19 protein-coding genes and 1 pseudogene are annotated in these 21,675 nt (G+C 64.0%); 17 read left to right on the plus strand and 3 right to left on the minus strand.

The window, feature by feature from the left end; all coding sequences use genetic code 11:
- Positions 1-22 precede the first annotated feature (22 nt).
- From NKI38_RS15635 to NKI38_RS15655, 5 genes are read left to right on the plus strand one after another with little or no spacing between them, the layout of a single operon-like run.
- Entirely contained in the window at positions 23-886 is an 864-nt protein-coding gene (locus NKI38_RS15635; protein ID WP_352658986.1) for an ABC transporter permease, read from the plus strand.
- Complete coding sequence (locus NKI38_RS15640) at positions 886-1,674, plus strand: ABC transporter permease (RefSeq protein ID WP_352658988.1); 789 nt, start codon at positions 886-888, stop codon at positions 1,672-1,674. The genes NKI38_RS15635 and NKI38_RS15640 overlap by 1 nt, the downstream gene beginning before the upstream one ends.
- On the plus strand, positions 1,674-2,735 hold the full coding sequence (locus NKI38_RS15645) for an ABC transporter ATP-binding protein (protein WP_352658990.1): 1,062 nt from the start codon (positions 1,674-1,676) through the stop codon (positions 2,733-2,735). The genes NKI38_RS15640 and NKI38_RS15645 overlap by 1 nt, the downstream gene beginning before the upstream one ends.
- 48 nt (positions 2,736-2,783) lie before the next feature.
- A complete protein-coding gene (locus NKI38_RS15650) occupies positions 2,784-4,034 on the plus strand; it encodes an aconitase X (RefSeq protein WP_352658991.1) in 1,251 nt (416 codons plus the stop codon).
- Positions 4,031-4,495 carry an aconitase X swivel domain-containing protein gene (locus tag NKI38_RS15655; protein ID WP_352658993.1) on the plus strand — a complete coding sequence of 155 codons (465 nt, stop codon included), beginning with the start codon at positions 4,031-4,033 and terminating at the stop codon, positions 4,493-4,495. The genes NKI38_RS15650 and NKI38_RS15655 overlap by 4 nt, the downstream gene beginning before the upstream one ends.
- Positions 4,496-4,525: 30 nt before the next feature.
- Here NKI38_RS15655 and NKI38_RS15660 read toward each other — a convergent pair whose 3' ends face one another.
- A complete protein-coding gene (locus tag NKI38_RS15660; protein ID WP_352658994.1) occupies positions 4,526-5,611 on the minus strand; it encodes an SIP domain-containing protein in 1,086 nt (361 codons plus the stop codon).
- Positions 5,612-5,613: 2 nt separating this feature from the next.
- Positions 5,614-7,740: a TonB-dependent hemoglobin/transferrin/lactoferrin family receptor gene (locus NKI38_RS15665; protein WP_352658996.1), complete on the minus strand. Its 2,127-nt coding sequence runs from the start codon at positions 7,738-7,740 to the stop codon at positions 5,614-5,616.
- Positions 7,741-7,918: 178 nt separating this feature from the next.
- Here NKI38_RS15665 and NKI38_RS15670 point away from each other — a divergent pair, with 178 nt between their 5' ends.
- From NKI38_RS15670 to NKI38_RS15700, 7 genes and pseudogenes are all read left to right on the plus strand, one after another.
- Entirely contained in the window at positions 7,919-8,860 is a 942-nt protein-coding gene (locus tag NKI38_RS15670; protein WP_352658998.1) for a heme/hemin ABC transporter substrate-binding protein, read from the plus strand.
- Between the two features lie 287 nt (positions 8,861-9,147).
- Positions 9,148-9,737, plus strand: a pseudogene (locus NKI38_RS15675) (thioredoxin family protein).
- Between the two features lie 38 nt (positions 9,738-9,775).
- Positions 9,776-11,401 carry an FAD-binding protein gene (locus tag NKI38_RS15680; RefSeq protein ID WP_352659000.1) on the plus strand — a complete coding sequence of 542 codons (1,626 nt, stop codon included), beginning with the start codon at positions 9,776-9,778 and terminating at the stop codon, positions 11,399-11,401.
- Positions 11,398-11,724 (plus strand): 4Fe-4S dicluster domain-containing protein, encoded by a 327-nt coding sequence (locus tag NKI38_RS15685; RefSeq protein ID WP_352659002.1) that lies wholly within the window; start codon positions 11,398-11,400, stop codon positions 11,722-11,724. Before NKI38_RS15680 ends, NKI38_RS15685 begins: the two co-directional genes overlap by 4 nt.
- A 16-nt stretch (positions 11,725-11,740) precedes the next feature.
- Positions 11,741-12,577 carry an ABC transporter ATP-binding protein gene (locus NKI38_RS15690; RefSeq protein WP_352659003.1) on the plus strand — a complete coding sequence of 279 codons (837 nt, stop codon included), beginning with the start codon at positions 11,741-11,743 and terminating at the stop codon, positions 12,575-12,577.
- Between the two features lie 12 nt (positions 12,578-12,589).
- Positions 12,590-13,489 (plus strand): ABC transporter permease, encoded by a 900-nt coding sequence (locus tag NKI38_RS15695; RefSeq protein WP_352659004.1) that lies wholly within the window; start codon positions 12,590-12,592, stop codon positions 13,487-13,489.
- Between the two features lie 35 nt (positions 13,490-13,524).
- On the plus strand, positions 13,525-14,544 hold the full coding sequence (locus NKI38_RS15700; protein WP_352659005.1) for an aliphatic sulfonate ABC transporter substrate-binding protein: 1,020 nt from the start codon (positions 13,525-13,527) through the stop codon (positions 14,542-14,544).
- 59 nt (positions 14,545-14,603) lie between these two features.
- On the opposite strand, the gene NKI38_RS15705 is transcribed toward NKI38_RS15700, so the two are convergent.
- A complete protein-coding gene (locus NKI38_RS15705; RefSeq protein ID WP_352659007.1) occupies positions 14,604-15,632 on the minus strand; it encodes a LacI family DNA-binding transcriptional regulator in 1,029 nt (342 codons plus the stop codon).
- A gap of 336 nt (positions 15,633-15,968) precedes the next feature.
- Here NKI38_RS15705 and NKI38_RS15710 point away from each other — a divergent pair, with 336 nt between their 5' ends.
- The 5 genes from NKI38_RS15710 to NKI38_RS15730 all read left to right on the plus strand — a co-directional run bounded on the left by NKI38_RS15710 (position 15,969) and on the right by NKI38_RS15730 (position 21,646).
- Positions 15,969-17,582 (plus strand): extracellular solute-binding protein, encoded by a 1,614-nt coding sequence (locus NKI38_RS15710; RefSeq protein WP_352659009.1) that lies wholly within the window; start codon positions 15,969-15,971, stop codon positions 17,580-17,582.
- A gap of 81 nt (positions 17,583-17,663) precedes the next feature.
- Positions 17,664-18,524: a carbohydrate ABC transporter permease gene (locus tag NKI38_RS15715; RefSeq protein WP_352659011.1), complete on the plus strand. Its 861-nt coding sequence runs from the start codon at positions 17,664-17,666 to the stop codon at positions 18,522-18,524.
- Positions 18,521-19,480 carry a carbohydrate ABC transporter permease gene (locus NKI38_RS15720; protein WP_352659013.1) on the plus strand — a complete coding sequence of 320 codons (960 nt, stop codon included), beginning with the start codon at positions 18,521-18,523 and terminating at the stop codon, positions 19,478-19,480. The genes NKI38_RS15715 and NKI38_RS15720 overlap by 4 nt, the downstream gene beginning before the upstream one ends.
- Positions 19,477-20,568, plus strand: a complete 1,092-nt coding sequence (locus NKI38_RS15725) for an ABC transporter ATP-binding protein (RefSeq protein ID WP_352659015.1) — start codon at positions 19,477-19,479, stop codon at positions 20,566-20,568. The genes NKI38_RS15720 and NKI38_RS15725 overlap by 4 nt, the downstream gene beginning before the upstream one ends.
- A 1-nt stretch (position 20,569) precedes the next feature.
- Positions 20,570-21,646: an ABC transporter ATP-binding protein gene (locus NKI38_RS15730; protein WP_352659017.1), complete on the plus strand. Its 1,077-nt coding sequence runs from the start codon at positions 20,570-20,572 to the stop codon at positions 21,644-21,646.
- Positions 21,647-21,675 lie beyond the last annotated feature (29 nt).

Raw genomic sequence — 21,675 nt, forward strand, 5'->3', positions numbered from 1 at the left:
ATCTGGAGGAGAGTAGGCTGTCATGGGAGCTGCAACAGCATCGCGCAGCGGGCTGAGATCGGCATTGCCGCTGCTGGCGCCTGCCTATCTCTGGCTGACGGTGGCGATCTTCCTGCCGCTGTCGGCGATGGTCTTCTTCTCGTTCATGACCGAGCTGCCGCTGTCGGGAAAACCGTGGGCCTTCACGCTTGGCAACTATGCCGCCTTCTTCTCGCAAAGCCTCTATCTGACGCTGCTGCTGGCCTCGCTGCGTCTTGGCCTCGAAGTGACGTTGTGGTGCGTCGTCATCGGCTATCCGGCGGCTTACGTGCTCGCCAAGGTGCTGAAGGGGCGCAGCCGCGAGGCGATCTTCCTGCTCGTCATCCTGCCGTTCTGGTCGAACGGGCTGGTGCGCATCTTCTCCTGGGCGATGGTTTTGCGCGAAGGCGGCATCCTCGACACCGCGCTCAACGCCGTGCTGCCGTTCAAGATCAACATCGACCTGATGTATTCCTATCCGGCCGTCATCATCGGACTGGTGCACTCCTATGTGCCCTACATGGTGCTGACCTGCTATCTCACGCTCCAAGCGATCGATGACTCGCTGATCGAGGCCGGGCGCTCGCTCGGCGCTTCACGGCTGCAGGTGCTGAAGCGGGTGATCATCCCGCTGTCGATGCCGGGGCTGGTGGCGGGCGCGGCGCTTATCTTCGTGCCGGTCGTGGGCTCATTCATGGAGCCGCGCATCCTTGGCGGCCGCACCGGCACTTTTTACGGCACGGTCATCGAGGATCAGTTCGTCGCCGTGTTCAACTGGCCGCTTGGGGCGGCGCTCTCCTTCATTCTGCTGGCGGTGGTGCTGGTCATCCTGGCGATTGCTTCGCCGGTGTTACGGAGGGCCGCGTGATGGCGACGACCCGCATCCTCGAATGGCTCGGCCGCCTCTATATCTGGCTGCTGCTCGCCTTCCTCTATCTGCCGATCATCATCATGGCGCTGATGTCGTTCAACGCCTCGCCCTTCTACCAATTGCCGTTCGAATGGACGACGGAGTGGTACGCGTCGCTGTGGCAAAACGACCAGCTGATCGCGGCCACCTGGAACAGCGTCGAGATCGCGATCATCACCACGATCATCTGCGTCGTGCTCGGCTCGGCGGCGTCGCTGGCGCTCTATCGCTACGAATTTCGCGGCAAGAAATTCCTGCAGGCGCTGCTGTTTCCGCCGATCGCCATACCGTGGCTGATCACCGGCACGGCGATGCTGATCTTCTTCTTCGGCGTCGGCATCGGCCGCGGCCTGCATGCCATCCTGCTCGGCCATGTCGCGCTGGCGCTGCCCTATGTCATCGTCGTCGTCTCGGCCCGGCTGCAGACCTTCGCGCCGGAGCTGGAAGAGGCGGCGCGCTCCCTCGGTGCCAACCAGTGGCAGGTGACAAGACGCGTCACGCTGCCGTGGATCATGCCCGGCGTCATCGCCGGCGGACTGTTTGCGTTTGCCGTCTCGTTCGACCAGTTCGTGGTGTCCTATTTCCTGGCGACGCCTGGCCAGACGACGCTACCGGTCGAAATCTACGCCGCGATCCGCAAGGGTTTTACGCCCGAGATTAACGCGGTCTCGACGATCATCATCGTTGTGTCGATGGCGCTGATGCTGCTAACGGCGCGGTTCTTCAAATTCGGCGGAGAGAAATAATGGCTGGCGTGCAGGTATCGAACATCTCGCGCAGTTTTGGGGCACACAAGGCGCTCGACGACGTCTCCATCGACTTCGCCGATGGCGGCTTCTATGCGCTGCTCGGCCCATCGGGCAGCGGCAAGACCACTCTGCTCAGACAGATCGCCGGTTTCGATTTTCCTGACTCGGGTCGCATCACCATCGGCGGTGAGAGCGTCGAGCGGGTGCCGGTCGAAAACCGGCGCATCGGCATGGTGTTCCAGAACTATGCGCTATTTCCCAATATGAGCGTCGCCGACAATGTCGCCTTCGGCCTGTCGGTGCGCGGCGAGGCCAAGGCGGTGATTGCGACCGAGGTGCAGCGTGCGCTCGACCTGGTGCAACTCGGCAAGCTCGGTGCCCGCCGGCCACATCAGCTGTCGGGCGGCCAGCGCCAGCGCGTCGCGCTCGCCCGCGCCATCGTCACCAAGCCGCGCGTGCTTTTGCTCGACGAGCCGCTCGGCGCGCTCGACAAGGCGTTGCGCGTCGACATGCAGATCGAGCTCAAGCGCATCCAGCGCGAGATCGGCATCACCACCATCTTCGTCACCCACGACCAGGAAGAGGCGCTGACGATGAGCGACCGCATCGGCATCCTGCGCGACGGCAGGCTGGTGCAGGAGGGACCACCGGAAGAGATCTACGACCGGCCAAAGAGCGAATTCGCCGCCACCTTCCTCGGCGACGCCAACATCTTTCGCGGCGACACGACGGGCAATGGCATCCGGCTGCCAGACGGCACGGCGATTGCCTCGGGCGTGGGTGCAAGGCTTGCCGCCGGCGCCAAGGCGAGCTGTGCCGTGCGGCCCGAACGCATCCGCATCGCGACGGACGGCGGGGCTTCGGACGGCGATGCCAACACGCTCAAGGGCAAGGTTTTCAAGCGCATCTTCGCCGGCAACAACAGCACCTATTTCGTCGAGCGCGGCGGCCAGACGTTGAAAGTGATCGTGCAGAACACCGGCATGGAACGGCTGGCGGAGGGCCAGGAGGTGGTGCTGCGCTGGTCGCCTGAGAGTACGGTGCTGATTGCGGGTTAGACAGCGTTCCGTCCCGCCATAAGATCGAGTAAGGTCCGGAGCACATCCATGACGCTGGAATTGACGGCCGAGGACCAATCCATGCTCGACGGCGAGCAGGGCCCGTCCGCAGCCGCTGCCATGAAAATCCTCGTCGCCTTTTCCAAGGCGGTCGGGGCAGGCAGTCTGCTCGACATTGCCGGCGCCCATATCGATGGCTGTCTCTACCACGGCAAGGCCGGTCTCGATTTCGTCGAATGGCTGGTTGAGGGCGGTGGCCGCGTCCAGGTGCCGACGACCTTGAATGTCGGTTCGTTCGATCTCATCCATCCCGGCATGGTGAAGATGCCGGCGGCGGAAGAGGCGCCGGCGCGGCGGCTGATGAAGGCGCATCTGGAACTCGGCTGCCAGGCGACATTCACTTGCGCGCCTTACCAGACGCGGTTCCGGCCAGCCTTCGGCCAGCAGATCGCCTGGGGCGAATCCAACGCCATCGTCTTTGCCAATTCGGTGATCGGCGCGCGCACCAATCGCTATGGCGATTTCATCGATCTGTGCTGTGCCATGACCGGGCGCGCGCCGGCCTGGGGGCTGCATTTGAGCGAGAACCGGCGCGGCCGAATCCTGTTCGAGCTGGCCATTGCTGACCTGGAGCCGAGCGACAGTCTGTTCGTCGGCATCGGGCTGGTGATCGGGCAAGCGAGCGGCGACCGCATTCCGGTGATTGCCGGCCTGCCGCGGCCGCGCGACGAGGACCAGCTGAAGGCGCTGGGTGCGGCGGCGGCAACGACCGGCGCGGTGGCACTGTTCCATGCGGTCGGCGTCACACCGGAAGCGCGGACGCTGGCTGAAGCGTTCCAGGGCCATGCGCCTGACGAGACGATCCTCATCACCCGCACCGATATCGACCACGCTCTGGCCAGGCTGTCGAGCGTGCCCGAAGGCGCGCCGCTGGCGGCCGTTTCGCTCGGTACGCCGCATTTTTCGCATGAGGAATGGATGCGGCTGCTGCCGATGCTGCGCGAGGTCGCGCCGGGCAGGCGTATCCCGATCTATGTCAACACCGGCCGCGCGACCCTGACGCGACTGCAGGCGGATGGGGCGCTGGCCGGCATGGAGGCGTTCGGCCTGATCCCGGTTGCCGACACCTGCACCTATGTCACCTCGATCCTCAAGCGCCTCGACGGCGTGGTGATGACCAACTCCGGCAAATGGGCGCATTACGCACCCGGCAATATCGGCGTGTCCGTCGCTTTCGCCGAGATGAAGGACTGTATCCGTTCGGCTGCGGCCGGGCATGTCGTGCGGAGCGCCTCATGACGATAGAACGAACCGGCACCTTCCAGCTGGCCGGCGAGGCTCAGGGCCAAGCGCTGGTGTTTTCGCAACCGCTCAGCTTCTGGGGCGGCGTGGATGCCGAGACAGGCGACATAACGGACCATTCGCATCCTGGCCTTGGCCAGAATGTCGCCGGCAAGATCCTGGTCATGCCGAGCGGGCGTGGCTCGTCGTCTTCATCCTCGGTCCTGGCCGAGACGATCCGCAGGGGCACCGCGCCTATCGGGATTCTTCTGGAGCGGCCGGACCCGATCCTGGCGGTCGGCGCGATCGTTGCCGAATTTCTCTACGAGATCCGCATGCCGCTGGTGGTGTGCGATACTATGGGCATTGTTTCCGGCGATCGGATCGCGATCTGTGTTGGCGAGGATGGCGCGGCGGTCATTCGCAAAAGGCTAGGGACCAGTGCTCGCTGGCCAAGGGGCGGCGCCAGCGATTCTTAGGTCCGCTGCCATCGAAATGTGCTTCAGCCCTCAGCCAGCCATCAATCCCGCCGAGCCGCGCCGCCAGTAGGCCGCGGCCAACGTTTGATCGCGGCCGAGCCCCAGCGTATCGCGCCAATATTCGCGCACGATCTTGGCGGCGGCCGCTTCCGCCGCGAACCAGCCGAAGGCCGAGCCGCCCTGCGGCCACGCCACCGAGCGGACAGCCTCTGCCAGCAGTCTGTCCTCGCCCGCCGGCACGCCGTCCCGTGTCAGCCAATGCAACTCGATGCCGGTTGTATTGTCGATCGTCTGCCGTTCACCGTCATTGGCGATCTCGACAAAGGCGATGCCTTTTGTCTCGGCCGGCAGCGTTTCCAGCAGTCGCGCCAGCGCCGGCAGGCCGGTTTCATCGGCACCCATCACATACCATTCTGCTTGCCGCACCGGACGACCGACTGGCCCCATGATGCCGATCTTCATGCCTGATACCGCCTGCATGGCCCAGCTCGAGCCAACGCTCTCGCCGGGATGGATTAGGAAGTCGACATCGATCACGCCCTTGGCCACGTCGAGCGCGCGGATGGTGTAGACGCGCGCCACCGGCCGCCGGTCATCGGCGGGCCAGACCGGCAAACCATTGCCGCCGAGCACCGGCCACAGCGGAGCGGGCACCTCCCTGGTCGGAAACAGCATACGGATATGCATGCCGCCGAATTTGGCGAAACGAGAGAGATCTTCGCCGGCGAGGCGGATGCGGCGCATATGCGGGGTGAGGTCGCGTACGTCCGTCACCACCACCTCGCGGAACTGGGCGAGGCTGGTCTCATTGGCGAGATCGCCGGTCCAGACGATCTCGGGATTTTCGTCCCTGGCATAGACCTGGATCGCGGTGGCCAGCAGGTCCTTGATGCGGGCGAGCCCGTCGCGGTCGGCGGCATTGGCCCGCATCACCAGATGTTCCATATCGATGGAGGCGCCGCCAAAGGCGAAGCGGAAATCGATGCGCTGGCCGTGTTGTGAAGCATCGGCCTCGAAGCTCTGCAGCCTGTCGCTGATGCGGTCCATGTAGGCGGGCAGGTGCCGCAGGTCGAGGCGGGCTTCGCAGGTCAGTTCGCTTGCAGATGCTTCGCTCATTCTCAGCCTCCGATCCTGCCGGTGAGAGCTACCTTGAAGGTGCGGCCCTTGCCTTGTTCGGTTGCGGCCGTGGTCGACCATGCGCTTTGCGGGTCGGTGTAGGCGGTGTTGAAGAGGTTATCGACGCCGAAATCGAGCCGTGCGTTGTCGTTGATGCGCCAGTTGGCGAAGACGTTGACCAGATCGAAGCCATCGTCGACGACCGGCACGGCATCGGGATTGGTGCGGCTGGTGCGGGTGATCTTGCCGACGCTGAGATATTGCGCGCCGACGGTGAGCTGATCCTCCAGCATGCGGAAGCCGATGGTGGCCGAGAAGCGGTCGAGCGGCGTGTTGTTCAGCGCCTGGCCGGAATAGACGCCGCTGACGACCTTGGCGTCGATCAACGCGCCGGCAAGGTTCACAAAACCCCAGTTGTAGTCGTAGACCATCTCGGCCTCGATGCCCTTCAGCCGGGCGTCGCCGATGTTGATCGCCGTGCGCGGCAGGACGGTCAGGTCGATGTCGATGTAATCCTCGACGTCGGTGTGGAAGACGTTGAGCTTGGCGCGCAACCGGTCGCCCGCCGTCAGAACGTCGTCATACTTGACGTTGATGCCGGCCTCCCAGTTCTTCGCCGTCTCGGGCTGCAGCAGAAGATTGGGCCGGTATGTATCGCCGCCGCCATGCGCGCCACCGCCGCGGAAGACATCCTGCAGCCCAGGTGCCCGGTAGCCTTCGGAATAGGTGCCATAGAGCTGGAAGCCGTCAAATGGCGTGACGCCGACGGTGAGACGCGGTGACCAGCGGTCGCCTGAGACCGAGGCTTCCTGCGGAGGCACGGTGCGGGTCTCGCCATCGAGCTGATAGCCGTCATAGCGCATGGCGGCGATCACCTGCAGCCAGTTCTCATAGTCGCCCTGCCATTGCAGGAAGCCGCCATAGCCCTGCTGCTCGCCGGCACCAAAATGCGCGGCTTCCGAGGAGGCCTCGAGATAGTAATAGTCGAGCCCGTAGGTCAGCGTGTGGGCGATCTCCCAGGCGTCGAAGCGTGAGGAGTTCTTCACATTGAAGCCCGATGTGGCAACATCATAGAAACGGAAATTGCCGATCGCCGAGGCGGGCCAGACCTGCGTCTGCTCGGCGCGGGTGCGGTTGTGATAGGCATTGGCGCTGAAGTCGATCAGGTCGTTGTCCTCAGGCTTCCAGGTGTAGGCAGCTGTGTAGGTCTGGTTGGTGGTGTTGGTGTCGTAGCGGCTCAGCGTCGGCGAGGCCGAGCCGCTCGAACCGGTGATCTGGTCGTTGTAGCGCTGCAGGATGGCGCCGAGCTTCAGCTCGTGATCATCGGCCGGCCGCAGTGTCGTCTTCAGATAGCCACTAGTCACCCGCTCGCCGGTCCAAGGCACGATGTCACCATTGCCGTCGGTGTAGCTGTCGCGGTTGCGGTGGATGAGGTTGCCGATGATGTCGGCGTCGTCGCTGAAGCGGTAGGCGCCGGTGGTGCTGGTGGTGAAGCCGTCGCCATTGTCCTCGTAACCGAGCTTCTCGCTCAGCGCCCAGCGCTCGTCCTTCTTGAGGAAGTCGCCGGCATCCTTGGTCTCGAAGGAGACGACGCCGCCGATGCCGCCCGAGCCATAGGCGTTGGAGACCGGGCCGCGAATGACCGTGGCTTCCTTGATCAGGTCCGGCTCGACATAGAACGAGCCCGAACCATGGCCGACTCGCCAGTAATCCTGGCGAGCGCCGTCGAGCGTGACGACGACGCGGCCATACTGTTCCAGGCCGCGAATGTTGATGGCGGTCGCCGGGTCGTCGCCGTTCATCGAGGCAGCGACGCCCGGCGTGGTGCGGAAGATGTCGGCGGCGGTGTCGGGCTGGATGCGGTCGAGTTCGTCCTGGTCGACGGCGCTGATGGCGGCCATCGATTCGATGACGGCGGTCTTGATCATCGTCGCCGAGATGGTGATCACGTCGAGCATCGTCGCTGGCTGGTTCTGCGCGACACTAGCCGGCGCCAGGCGACCCGTCTTGGCGGCGGCCTTCTTCTCCTGGTCCTGTTCCTGCGCGCTGGCAAGAGGTACGGCGCAGAGGCCGAGAACGAAGGCGAGCGCGGTGCTCGCCATCAATGTCGTGTTTGTTGTCGTTGTCATGCAGCCCCCAAGCAAAAGCAAAACTGCTGGCGGTGGCTGAACGGCCTTGGCTGGCGTGATTGAAATCCCTCGACCAGGCAGTCAAGGCACGGGTCACATATTAAAACATGATGACATTAGTCAACTTTAAATTTATAGCCGACCATTATCGAGAAGCATCTGGCACGGGAGCAGCGGCATGATCGGCAGGGCGGGCGAGGGCAGGAGGATCGGCTGGTTGCAACCGGGCAGGCTCGCGGCGGTGCTGCTTCTGGCACTGTCGGTGCTGGCGCCTTCCTGCGGCTTCAAGGCGCTGGCCGCCGAGACCGTTGTCGATGCGCTGGGGCGAACTGTCGTGCCGGGCGCGGCGACCCGGATCGTGACGCTCGGCTCCGATGTCACCGAGATTGTCCATGCGCTCGGCGCAGGCGAGCGAATCGTCGGCGTCGATCGTGGCAGCAAGTACCCGCCATCCGTGACCGGGAAGCCCAATGTCGGCTATCGCCGCCAGCTTTCGGTCGAGGGGCTGGCGAGCTTGCGTCCCGATCTGATCCTGGCGGCCGAGGACAGCGGGCCGCCGGAGGCGGTCGAGGTGTTGAAGTCGTTGGCGATCCCGATCGTCTTTGTCCCGCAGGATAACACCCCGCAAGGCATCGAGCGCAAGATCACGCTGGTTGCCGCCAGTCTTGGGCTTGAGGACAAGGGCAAGGTGGTTTGCGCCGAGGTACTCACCGCCTTTCAGGCGGCCGCCGATCTGGCGTCGAAAATCCCGCCGGAGCGGCGCAAGAAGGTGGTGTTCTTCCATGGTCTCGTGAAGCTGAGTGCCGCCGGCGCCGGCACCTCGGCCGACGCCATCATCCGCTATGCCGGCGGCCTCAATCCGATGGATGTCGTACAAGGCTACAAGCCGGCATCGGAGGAAAAGCTGGTCGAGATGGCGCCCGATGTCATCCTGATGATGAGCGACGGCAAGGGCGGGCCGACGGCCGAGCAGGTGTTCGGCAACCGTGCGCTGGCGGCAACGCCGGCGGCGGCCAACAAGGCGCTGGTCGTGCTCGACGGCGCCTACATGATTGGCTTCGGCCCGCGCACATCAGACGCGATCCGCGACCTGGCGAAGGCACTCTATCCCAAGGGATAATGATGCCTCGATGGTCGCAGAAGGTTCGCCTGCGATGGCATCCTCTCGCGGGCGGCCCCTGCAGCCTACGATAAAACCTTGTCCGTGCGGATTTCTTCGGATCGGCTCTTGCTCGAACAAACGTGCCGGCTCGGCCCGAAACATTGGCACGATATTCTAAGCCGCGCGGTTGACCGCGAATGCGCTCTCCAGCCTATAATTATACTAAATTCATAGACTAACTGAGAGCACTCAAACGCTCGCGTGTTGGCTCTGTGAAACCGGCTGCATAAAAGGGGAGCGTGTCGATGCCGAAGACAGAATCCAACCCGATCGAGCTTGGCACCAGGGCCGCCGATTTCCTATTGCCTGACGCGCAAGGCGTGCTGCACCGGCTCACCGATTTCGATGCCAAGCCGGCCTTGCTTGTCGCCTTCATCTCCAACCGCTGCCCGTTCGTCGTGCTGATCCGCGAGCAGCTTGCCGCCTTTGCCAGGGACTATGCGAACAAGGGGCTGCAGGTGGTGGCGATCAACGCCAACGCCATGAGGCGCATCCAGAGGAGACGCTTGCCCGCATCGGCGAGGAGGCTGAAAAATTCGGCTATTCCTTCCCCTACCTCAAGGACGCTTCCCAGCAGACGGCCTATGGCGCGGCCTGCACGCCCGACTTCTTCCTGTTCGATGCCGACCGGCGGCTCGCCTATCACGGCCAGTTCGACGATGCGCGGCCGGGCAACGGCAAACCGGTGACCGGTGCTGATCTGCGCGCGGCGGTGGATACGGTGCTGGAGGGCGGCAAGCCCGCGGCAAGCCAAGTGCCGTCAATCGGCTGCAACATCAAATGGAATGCCGGCAACGAGCCGGCGTGGTTCGCAAGCGCCGCCCGCGCCGCTTAGCGATATCGCCCTGTAGCGAACTCAGCCACCGAGCATCCATGCCCAAGCCGCAAAAATCCGCTTCCGACAGCTTGCACCTCCACGCCGACGTCCTGGTGTTGGGCGGCGGGCCGTCGGCTGCCTGGGCGGCTGTCGCTGCGACCGAAAACGGCGCCAAGGTGGTGCTGGCCGACAAGGGCTATCTCGGCACCAGCGGCGCCACCGCGCCGTCGAACACCGGCACCTGGTGCGTGCCGCCGGGTGATAACAGGCATGCCGTCGTCGAGCGGCGCTGGCAGCGCACCGGCGAACTCGCCGACCCGCGCTGGATGCTGCGCTGCGTCGACACCGCCTACCGCAATCTGCTCCGGCTGTCCGAGTGGGGCTACCCCTTCCCGAGCGAGGATGACGGACGGCTCTACATCGCCAATCTGCGCGGCCCGGACTATATGCGCTTCATGCGCCGCCGGGTGCTCCTGGCCGGCGTCACTGTGCTCGATCACCATCCCGCGCTCGAACTTCTGTCCGATGGCGATGCCATCGTCGGGGCTGCCGGTGTTGCCAAGCAGGCCGGTCACGACTGGCGCGTCGACGTCAACGCCGTGGTGCTGGCGACTGGCGGCTGCGCCTTCCGCGAGCGTATCCTCGGCGCGACCGGCTTGACCGGCGACGGCTATCTGATGGCTGCGGAAGCCGGCGCCAGCCTGTCGGGCATGGAGTTCACCGGCAAGTACACGCTGGCGCCCTATGGTTCCTCGCTGAACAAGGGGCTGCCGTTCCGCTGGGCTTCGTTTCATCGTGAGGATGGCTCGCCGATCCTCGGGTCGACCGGCGAGCCGTTGCGCAACGGCATCGGCGACCGTGAGGAAGAGGTGGCCCGTGCGCTGATCGACGGCCCTGTCTATGCGCGGCTCGATCAGGCCGAGCCGGCGCTGCAAGGCTGGCTGCGCCAGGGTCAGCCGAACTGCTTCGTGCCTTATGACCGCGCCGGCATCGATCCGTTCAGCGAGCTGTTCCGCATCACCTTGCGCGCCGAAGGTACAGTGCGCGGCACCGGCGGCATCGACATCGTCTCCGACGACTGCGCCACCGGCGTGCCCGGCCTCTACGTCGCCGGCGACGCCGCCAGCCGCGAGATCATGACCGGGGCTGTTTCGGGCGGCGGCGCCGTCAATTCGTCCTGGGCGCTGGCCAGTGGCTGGTGGGCCGGCAAGGGCGCCTCGACCCATGCCAAACGTCGAAACGGTAAGGCGTTTCGCAGTGCTGCGCAGTCGCTCGGCCAGGCTGGGTTGCGCCCGGCGGCAACGGCGCACGCCGACATCTCGGCGGCCGAAGTCATCGAGACGGTGCGCAACGAGGTGACACCGCTGGACAAGAATTTCTTCCGCAGTGGCGAAACCCTGCAGAAGAGCAGCGAGCGGCTGGAGAGTGTCTGGCGCGACGTGCGCGACCATCTGCAGGGCGAGGGGCTCGACCGGGTCCGCACTCGCGAGGCGGCATCGATCGCTGCTGCCGGGCGCTGGTCGGTGGCTGCAGCCCTGCATCGCACGGAGAGCCGCGGCATGCATCGCCGTACCGATCTGCCAGGCATGAGCCCAACCTTCGCGCACCGGCTGGTGATCACGGGGGTCGATGAGTTCCGCATTGCAGGCGCGTCCGAGCGGCTGGCGGAGCTGGCGTCATGATCGAGATCGTGTCGGCCACGCGCTGCGTCGAATGCGACATCTGCGTCAAGGTCTGCCCCGCCAACGTCTTCGACGCGACCGACAACGGCGTGCCGGTGATCGCTCGCCAGGAGGACTGCCAGACCTGCTTTCTCTGCGAGATCTATTGCCCGATCGACGCGCTTTATGTGGCCGAATTCGCCGAAGGGCCGACCGGCATCACGGAAGCTCAGGCCGACGCACGCCAGCTGTTCGGCTCCTATGCCCGCGCGCTCGGCTGGAAGCGCGGCAAGGCCGGCGGCTCGGAATTCGACCCGACGCACCGCATCCGCGTGGCGCAGTGACCGATCGGAGACAGATATGAATCGCATCATCGTCAGCGATATCAGCAAGACTTTCCAGCTCAAGCCGGGGCAGTTCGTCACCGTCGACGGCGAGGCGACGGACCGCGTCACCGTGCTTGACGGCGTCGATCTTTCCATCCGCAAGGGCGAGTTCATCACGCTGGTCGGACCCAGCGGCTCGGGCAAGTCCGTGCTGCTCGACATTATCGGCGGGCTGACGCAGGCGACCGATGGCGACGTCCAGCTCGACGGCAGGCGCATTACAAGGCCCGATCCCAAGACCGGCTATGTCTTCCAGCAATATGCATTGTTTCCTTGGCGCACGGCGCTCGCCAACATCGAATATGCGCTGGAAGTTCGCGGCGTCGCCAAGGCGGAACGCGCAGCTACCGCTCATCATCTGCTGGCGCTGTTCGGGCTTGCCGGCTTCGAAGACCGTTTTCCCAACCAGCTTTCCGGCGGCATGCAGCAGCGCGTGGCGATCGCGCGTGCGCTGGCCAGCAATCCGGAAGTGCTTTTGATGGACGAGCCCTTCGCAGCGCTCGACCAGCAGACGCGCGAGCTGCTGCAAGGCGAACTCTTGCGGATCTGGGGCAAGATCAAGACGACGGTGATCTTCGTCACCCACTCGATCGACGAGGCGATCTTCCTGGCCGACCGCGTCGTGGTGATGACGGCGCGCCCAGGCACGGTGAAAGAGATCATCGACATCGACCTGCCGCGGCCGCGCGACGGCGACATCCGAGCCAGCGCTGAATTCAACACCTATCGCGCCCGCGTCTGGGATGTGCTGCGCGACGAGGTCAACAAGGCGCAGAAGGACTGGACCCTGTCGCCAGCCTTCAGTCACTGAGGAGCTGGACCCATGGCTTATCTGACCGAGAAGTTTGGCACTGCCGGAGCCCTTGATCTGTTTGCCGGAGCTGGCGAAACGGTGGCCGCCGCGAGAGTCCCCGCCATCAAGGCTCACAGCGCCAAAGCCCGGCGCAAGAAAGCGAGCCACGGCACCTTTGTCTACGGCCTGCCGCTGCTCGGCCTGTTCTTCCTGCTGTGGGAGATCGCGCCACGGCTTGGCTGGCTGAACCGCATCTTCTTTCCGCCGCTGAGCGAGGTGCTGGTCGCCTGGTGGGACCTGCTCGCCTCGGGGGTGCTGGTCGAGCATATCGGCATCAGCCTTCAGCGCGCGGCGATCGGCTTCGCGCTTGGTGTGGTGGTCGCCATTCCGCTCGGCCTGTTGATGGGGCGCTATTCGCTGTTCGAGAAGGTCAGCGATCTCCTGGTGCAGACGCTGCGCAACACCTCGCAATTCGCGCTGCTGCCGGTGTTCATTCTCTTGCTCGGCATTGGCGAGGAATCGAAGGTCGCAATCACCTTCTACTCCTCGGTTTTCTTTCTCCTCGTCAACACGATCAGCGGCGTCAAGTCGGTCGATCCGCTGCTGATCAAGGCGGCGCGCTCGATGGGTACATCCGATTTCGATCTGTTCCGGAAGGTCATCCTGCCGGCCAGCATCCCATCGATCGTCGCCGGCGCGCGGCTGGCGGTGAAATCCTCGCTGTTCGCGGTGATCGGCGCGGAGATGCTGGCGGCCAAATCCGGTCTCGGTTTCCTCATCCAGAACTCACAGCTGATGATGGAAACGGCCGACATGTACGCCGGCATCCTGACCCTCACCGTCATCGGCCTGACCGTCAACTATCTGCTCGTCTGGTTCGAACGTTGGGCGACCGCCTGGAAGAGCCAGTCCGAGACTTCGCTCATTTAAGCCTCTCATTCATCCCAATCAGGAAGGATTTTTCCATGTCCAGCATCTCGTTCGATGGATTTCGCAGGCTGCTCCTGAAGGGCGCCATTGCCGTCGCCATCGGCCTTGGCGGTATGCCTGCCTTTGCGCAGGACAAGCCAGATGTCATCCGCATCGGCAGCACGGCGCCCGGACACCTCAAGTTCATTCTCGCCCAGAAGGACGGCTGGTGGGAGAAGGAATTCGCCAAGGACGGCATCAAGGTCGAGCTGGTGACCTTCAATGGCGGCTCGGAGGCGACGACGGCGCTGGCCACCGGCGCGATCGAGTTCACCTACACCGGCAACAATCCGGCGCTGCGCGTCGCGGCGTCCGGTGCCGACGTCAAGCTGATCGGCGTGTCGAGCTACGTGAAGGCAGGCGGCTCTTACATCATCGTCAAAGCCGACTCGCCGCTGAAGACGCTGCAGGATCTCAAGGGCAAGAAGGTCGCCTATCTCACCGGCACGGTGCGGCATTCGAATTTCAGCAAGGCACTGAACAGCGTCGGCCTGAGCACGAATGATGTCGAAGGGTTGAACCTGCCTTTCGAGGCGTCCGGTCCGGCGCTACTGCGCGGCGACATCGACGCCATCGTCGAGACGGATTCGACGGCGGCCAAGCTGGTCGACACCGGCGAGGCGCGCGTACTGTTCGACACCGGCACGCATCCGGAATGGAGCGTGCCGAACGTCATCTCGGTCAACGGCGCCTTCGCGGCAAAGTACCCCGATCTGGTCAAGCGGCTGCTCAAGGTCGATATCCAGGTTTCGCGCTGGGCCGACGCGCACCCCGACACGACGATCAAGACCTTTGTCGAGGCGACCAAGTCGTCGGAAAAATCCGTCCGCAAGACCTATGCCGACGGCGTGTTCCACCAGGACCCGAAGCTCACCGACGATGCGATCGCCGCCTTGCAGGGCGAGGAGAAGTTCATGGCGAGCGCCGGGCTCCTGAAGGGTTCGATCGACTACGGCAAATGGGTGGACAAGAGCTTTGTCGATGCCGCTGGCGCGGAAATCGCCGCCGTCCAGTAGACCGGAAACATCGAGCGGGGCGGCGCCCTGTAGCGCCGCGCCCCCCCTCGCTTTCTCCGTCAGATCTCCGGGATGTTCTCTTTGAAGATCACCTGCAGCCTCGGCTGGTGCAGTTCATAGGGCAATCCCCTGACCGCATGGGTCAGAGTGTTGAGCGCTTCGCGGGCTTCGACTCGCGGATTCTGGTCGATGACCGCGTCGAGCGTGCCGTCGAGCAGAAGGTCCTTGGTGCCGTCCGTCACCTCATGGCCGAGGAAGACCATGGACTGAGCTCGGCCGCGTTCCTTGAGTGCGCGGGCGATGCCGGTGTTGCCGGCGCCGACATTGTAGATCGAGGCAAGGTCGGGGTGCCGCTCCAGCAGGGCGGACGCTTCCGAATAGGCCTTTTCGCGGTCGTCGAGCATTTCGCGCATCTCGACGATCTGCAGATTGGGCGATTCCTCCGCCAGGATATGGCGGAACCCCATCTCGCGTTCCTCATGGCCGCGATAGGACAGCGAGCCGGCGAACAGCGCCACCTTGCCAGGACGCCCTGATCCCATGAAACGGTTGAGCAGATAGCCGGCCAGCCGCCCGGCGGCGCGATTGTCGATGCCGATATAGGCGACCCTCGGCACATGCAGGATGTCGGAGGCGATGGTGACCACCTTGATGTCGTTGGCCGATAGCGAGCGGATCGCTTCGCGCACCGTCGGATGGTCGAGCGCGATGACGCCGACGCCTTGCGTCTGTCCGCGCAGTTCCTGCAGCAGGCGGGCGAGACCGTCCGGATTGAAACCTTCGATGGTGGCGATATGCACATCGAGGTCGGGCCGTGACTGCGCCTGCGCCTCGATCTGGCGGTGCAGCATCTTGATGAAGGAATTGGTGCCGGCGGGCAGCGCGAAATCGAGCCGGATGACATCACCGGGCAATGGCCGCGGCGGTGCCCCGTTCGGGCTTTCGGCGATGTAGCCGAGCCGCTGCGCCATTTCCAGCACGATTTCACGCGTGCGCGCACGCACGCCGGGGCGATTGTTGAGCACTCGGTCGACCGTGGCGGCCGAGACCCCGGCTTCCCGGGCTATGTCAGTCAGGGTGGACCGCACCGTCTTTCATCTCCTGCCTGCGTCGGATCGGCGGGCGACGGCTTTCCCGCCATCCGCGATTCTGATGGGAAATGATGTATCCGCCCTTGGCCGATGTGCAAGCCGCCGGGCTAAATCAAATGATCCAGCAGGACTGTTCTGGACCGGGAAGAGGCGTTTCCCATCAAATCGAGGCATCAGGAGTGATGTGTTGATCTCGGGTTTATGCATTTCCTCGCCCTATTTGCCATGTTGTGAGGTATTTTGATTATTTATGATGTTGACAGCCTTCCCGTGCTGCCGTCAATATCCCTCATAGGGTCGTGGAGGAAACGTGACCCTGAGGGAGGAGTTTCAATGTCTGACTTGATCCGCATCTCGCGGCGCCGCCTGCTGGCGTCCGGAGGAAAGGCGGCCGTGATCATGGCCGCCACTGGCATTGCGCCGCAATTCATTCGTCCCGGCCGAGCCTATGCGGCCGACGCGCTGGCGCCAGGCATGATCGGCGGCCCGACGGGCTTCGATGGTGCCGAGCGTTATCAGTATGGCGCCGACACGCCGGAAGGCCGCGCCATCGAAGCGGCCAAGGCGCTGAAGGGCGCCGGCAAAGCGCCGGCCAAGATCGTGCTCGGCCTGTCGGATGGCTCGATCGGCCAGCTCACACAGCCGTTCCCGGCCGGCGCGCCGTCGATCAAGGACCTGTGGGAAAAGGAGACCGGCATCCCGATTGAAATCGTCGGTCTGCCGAACGGCCAGGAATTCACCAAGACGATGCAGGACATCTCCACCAAGGGTGGGGCCTACGACATCTACTCGACCGAGTGGAACCGTCTCGGCGATCTCGCCGAAACCGGCGGCATCGCCAAGCTCGACGACTTCGTCGCGCAGTACAAGCCCGAATGGGACGATCCGGCGACCGGCTATGTCAACGGCGCCAAGGGCGTGTCTCTGCTCAACAAATATCGCGGCTCCAACTATGGCGTATCGCTGGACGGCGACTTCCAGACCTGGGTTTACCGCAGCGATCTGTTCGGCGACGAAGCCGAGAAGAAAGCCTTCAAGGACAAATACGGCTACGATCTGGCGCCGCCGAAGACCTGGAAGCAGCACGGCGACATCGCTGCCTTCTTCCAACGCCCGGACAAGGGACTGTTCGGCTCGACCGACCTGCGCAACCAGGGCTGGGGCTACACCAACTGGTATCAGCGCTATGTCTCGATGGCCTCGCCAAACCAGTTCCTGTTTGGCGATGACGGCAAGCCGATGATCAATTCGGAACAAGGCATCGCGGCGACCAACGAATATGTCGCTTCGCTCGCGCATCATTCGCCGGATGCGATCTCCTGGGGCTGGCCGGAGCAGTACGGCAATTTCGCCAAGGGCGGCGCGGCGATGACCTGCGCCTTCTCCAACCTGCCGAAATTCCTCGACAATGCCGGCAACAAGGACTCGGCTGTCACCGGCAAGATCGGCTCGATGCTGCCGCCCGGCCGTGAGATCGACGGCAAGCTGATCAGCCGTTCCGTGCTGTGGTTCTCGCTGACTGGCATGGTCTCGGCGCAGTCGAAAAACCAGGAAGTCGCCTACCTCCTGCTGCAATGGCTCGGTTCCGCCCGAATCTACGCATGGATGAGCGCCAACCCCGGTGGTTACCTAGACCCGTTCCGGCTCTCCGATTTCTCCGATCCGCTGGTGCGCCAGACCTATCATGCCTACCACATGGACGTGGTGCGCGAGACGGTGGCACGCACGGTACCGACCATCAACTATCCCGGCGCCACCGCCTTCCACAATGCGCTCGACGAGAACCTGATGGCGGCGCTGACCAAGGCCAAGACATCAGAGCAGGCGATGGCCGACACCGAGACCGAGTGGAAGAAGATCGCCCGGCGCACCGGCGAGGACAAATTGCTCGAAGCCATCAAGACCAACAAGGAGGCGTGGCCGACAGTTCTCGATCCAATCGTCTGATCCTTCTCCCTGGATCACATCAAAGGAGGGGAGGAGCCTGCTTCTCCCCTCCGCCCACAACGCCACCAGCAAAGCCGCCAGATGAAGCGTTCCATTCCTTTCGAGATCTTCCGCTACGCCGCGATCTTCGCGGCCATGGCGGTGACGCTGGTGCCGATCCTGTGGATGGTGTCGATGGCGTTCAAGCCGATCGCCGAATGGTCGGCGACCGGTGCCGACCTGACATGGTGGCCGAAGAACCCGACGCTCAGCAATTTCCGTTTCGTGTTCGGCGAGTCGACCAACAATCTGATCGTCGCGCTCGACCACACGGCGCTGAAGCCGATCCTCTCATCGCTGCTGTCGGCGGTTTTCGGCACGGTGATAGCCATGTCGGCGGGCACTGCCGCCGCTTATGGACTGTCGCGTTTCGGCTCCGGCCAGAACCTGCCGCTGGCGTTGATCCAGCTCAGGCTGTTTCCGCCGATGGCGGTCATGATCCCGGTGATGATCATGTGGGCCTTTCTCAACTTCACCGACAGCTGGTGGGGGCTGGCGCTGATCTACGGCATCGTCACCTTGCCCTTCGCCTTCTGGCTGATGAAGACTTTCTTTGACGACATGCCGCGCGAGATCGAGGAGGCGGCGCTTGTCGAAGGCTGTTCGCGGCTGCGCGTCTTCACCCGCATCACGCTGCCGATGATGCGCGCGCCACTGGCCAGTGCCGCGCTCTTCGTCTTCATCCTCAACTGGTCGGACTATCTGATCGCGCTGCTTCTGACGACGCGCGAATGGGTGACGATCCCGGTCTACATGGCTTCATTGTCTTCTTCGATGACCGGGCAGCTCTATGGCGCCAAGGCAGCGCTCGGCCTGATCGCTGCCGTGCCGCCGGTCATCATGGGCATCGCCATCCAGCGCCATCTGGTGCGTGGGCTGACTTTCGGGGCGCTCAAGCAATGAGCGCGGTGACTGCCATGATTTTGAAGGACGAAATGAAGACCGTCGGTGCAAGGCCGGTTTCGCACGACGAGGGTGCAAGGCTGGGTTTCCGCCTAACGCTGCCGGCGCAGATACTGGTGCTGTTCATCTCGGCCTTTCCGCTGTTGATGCAGCTTTACATCAGCGTCACCGACTGGTCGCCGCTGTCGGGCCTTGGCTGGTGGAACGCCTGGTCGCTGTGGAACAGCTTTGCCAACTACACCGACCTTGCCGCCGATGCGCGCTTCTGGAGCGCGCTGAAGCGCACCGCCATCGTCATGATCGTCTGCGTGCCGGCGGAGTTCCTGCTGGGGCTGGCGCTGGCGACGTTGTTTGCCGACGATTTTCCGGGCAAGCGGGTGTTCTACTCGATCCTGCTGATGCCGATGATGGTGGTGCCGGCGGTGGCGGGCTACATGTTCTTCATGCTGTTCCAGTCGGGCGGCCCGGTGAACGACATATTGTCAGCGCTCATCGGTTCTCCCGTCACCATCGCCTGGCTGTCGGATCCGACCTTGGCGCTGATCGCGGTCATGGTCGCCGACATCTGGCAGTGGACGCCGCTGATGTTCCTCATCCTGCTCGCCGGCCTGGTCGGCGTGCCGGAGGACCAGATCAAGGCCGCGACGCTGCTCGGCGCCAATCCGTGGCAGCGCTTCGTCACCATCGTGCTGCCGAAGATGAAGATCATCATCATCATCGCACTGGCGATCAGGGTGATCGAGAACTTCAAGATATTCGACACGCTCTACATCATGACCGGCGGTGGTCCCGGCGTCGCCACCGAGACCATCTCCGTCTACATCTACAAGCTCACCACGCAGGACCTGATCTGGGGCTATGTGGCGGCGATCGCGCTGGCCATCTTGATCGTGCTCTCGATCGTCGCGGTGTTCGCCATGAAGCGCATGGCGCGGGCACGCGAGGTGTCGGCATGAGCGCGATCCACCTGCAGAACCTGGTCAAGAAATTCGGCGACTTCACCGCGCTGAAGACCATGGACCTGGCAATTGCCGACGGCGAGTTCATGGCGCTGCTCGGGCCGTCGGGCTGCGGCAAGTCGACGACGATGAACATGATCGCCGGCATGGAGGAACCGACCGGCGGCAAGATCCTGTTTGGCGAGCGCGACATGGCAGGCGTGCCGATGGGGCGGCGCGGCGTCGGCTTCGTGTTCCAGAATTATGCCATCTTCACCCATATGACGGTGCGCCAGAACCTCGCCTACGGGCCGAAGATGCACGGCACAGCGAAAGCCGAGATCGACCGCCGTGTCGGTGCGATCGCCGAAATGCTGCAGCTGACGCCGCTGCTCGACCGAAAGGCCGACCGGCTGTCGGTCAACATCTTGCAGCGGGTAGCGATCGGCCGCTCGGCGATCATGGAGCCGGCGATCTTCCTGCTCGACGAGCCGCTGTCCAATGTCGACGCCGCTTTCCGGGCGGTCATGCGCACCGAGCTGAAGCAGCTGCAGCGCCAGTTCCGCCAGACCATGGTCTACGTCACCCACGACCAGCTCGAGGCGATGACCATGGCCGACCGCATCGCGGTCATGGATCATGGCGTGCTGCAGCAGGTCGGCACGCCGCTCGAGGTCTACAACGATCCGGCCAATGTCTTCGTCGCCCGCTTCATCGGCGCGCCGGGCATGAACCTGCTCAAGGGCAGGCCGGCGGAGAGCGACCGTGGGCTGGTCATCGATCTCGGACCGTTGGGCATCACGCCGCCGCTGCCGGGCGAACTCGCGGCGGCCATGCGCGCCGCGCGCGGCGAGGTGCTTTACGGATTCCGGCCGGAGCAGGCGACGCTGGTGCAGAATGGGCAGGGTCTCGCCATGCAGGTCACCTTCGTCGAACGGATCGGCGCGCGCACCATCGTTCATCTCGGCCAGGGCGAGGCTGCTGTGAAGACGGTGTTCGACAATGATGTTGGACTGGCGATCGGCGACATCGCCATCGTCGCACCCACAGTGTCGTCGGTGCGTGTCTTCGACGCCGCCAGCGGCCTTGCGATCAAGGCAGGTTGAGATGGCCGATATCGTCTTTCGCAATGTGACCAAGCGCTACGGCAATATGCTCGCCGTCGACGACGCTTCATTCACGGTCAACGACAATGAGTTCTTCTGCTTCTTCGGGCCGCCGCTGTCGGGCAAGTCGACCATCCTGCGTCTGGTGCTAGGGCTGGAGACGCCAGACTCGGGAGAAATCCTGATCGGCGGCAGACCGGTCAACACTGTGTCGCCGGCCGAGCGAAACGTGGCGATGGTGTTCCAGAACCTGGCGCTGTTCCCGCATATGAGTGCGCTCGACAATGTCCGCTTCCCCCTGGTCGAACGCCGGGTCGCCGAGGTCGACATCAAAAGGCGGGTCGCCGACGTCGCGGCGAAGCTGCATATCGGCCATATCCTGCACAAGCCGCCGGGACAGCTCTCGGGCGGCGAACGGCAACGCGTCGCGATTGCGCGTGCGCTGGTGCGCGATCCCAACGCCTATCTGATGGACGATCCGATCTCGGCGCTCGACGCCAGGCTGCGCGAGGAAACGCGCGTCGAGCTGAAGCGCATCCAGCGCGAACTCGGCAAGACGCTGATCTATGTCACGCATGATCAGGAAGAGGCGATGTCGGTTGCCGATCGCATTGCCATCCTGGAGGATGGCAAGATCCGACAGATCGGTGCGCCGGCCGAGATTTACGATCGTCCGGCCAGCACCTATGTGGCGCGGCTGCTCGGCTCGCCGATGATGAACATTCTGAAATCGGCGCGCGGCGAGGGCGGTGTCGAGGCGGCTGATGGGACGATCCGCATTGCCGACAAGGCGGCTCCCACTGATGCCGTCGAGATCGGGCTGAGGCCGGAAGACATCAAGGTCAGACCGTGGCCCATCGAGGGAAAAGAGGGCGAGGTCCTAGGCCGCCCGGCGCGGGTGTTCGAGGTCGAGCCGCTTGGCGGCTTCACCGTGGTAACACTCGCTGCCGGGCAGGCGCGGCTGAAGGCGTTGCTGCGCGGCCAGCCCGACATCCGGCCGGACGCGATGGTGGCGATATCCTGCGAGCCGGCCCGCGTGCATTATTTCGGACAGAGCGGGGGAGCGCTGGCACGATGACGGCGGCCGCAAGAAACGAGTTTCGGGAG

Source organism: Mesorhizobium sp. M0621 (genome assembly GCF_040320745.1).
Lineage (GTDB): Bacteria > Pseudomonadota > Alphaproteobacteria > Rhizobiales > Rhizobiaceae > Mesorhizobium.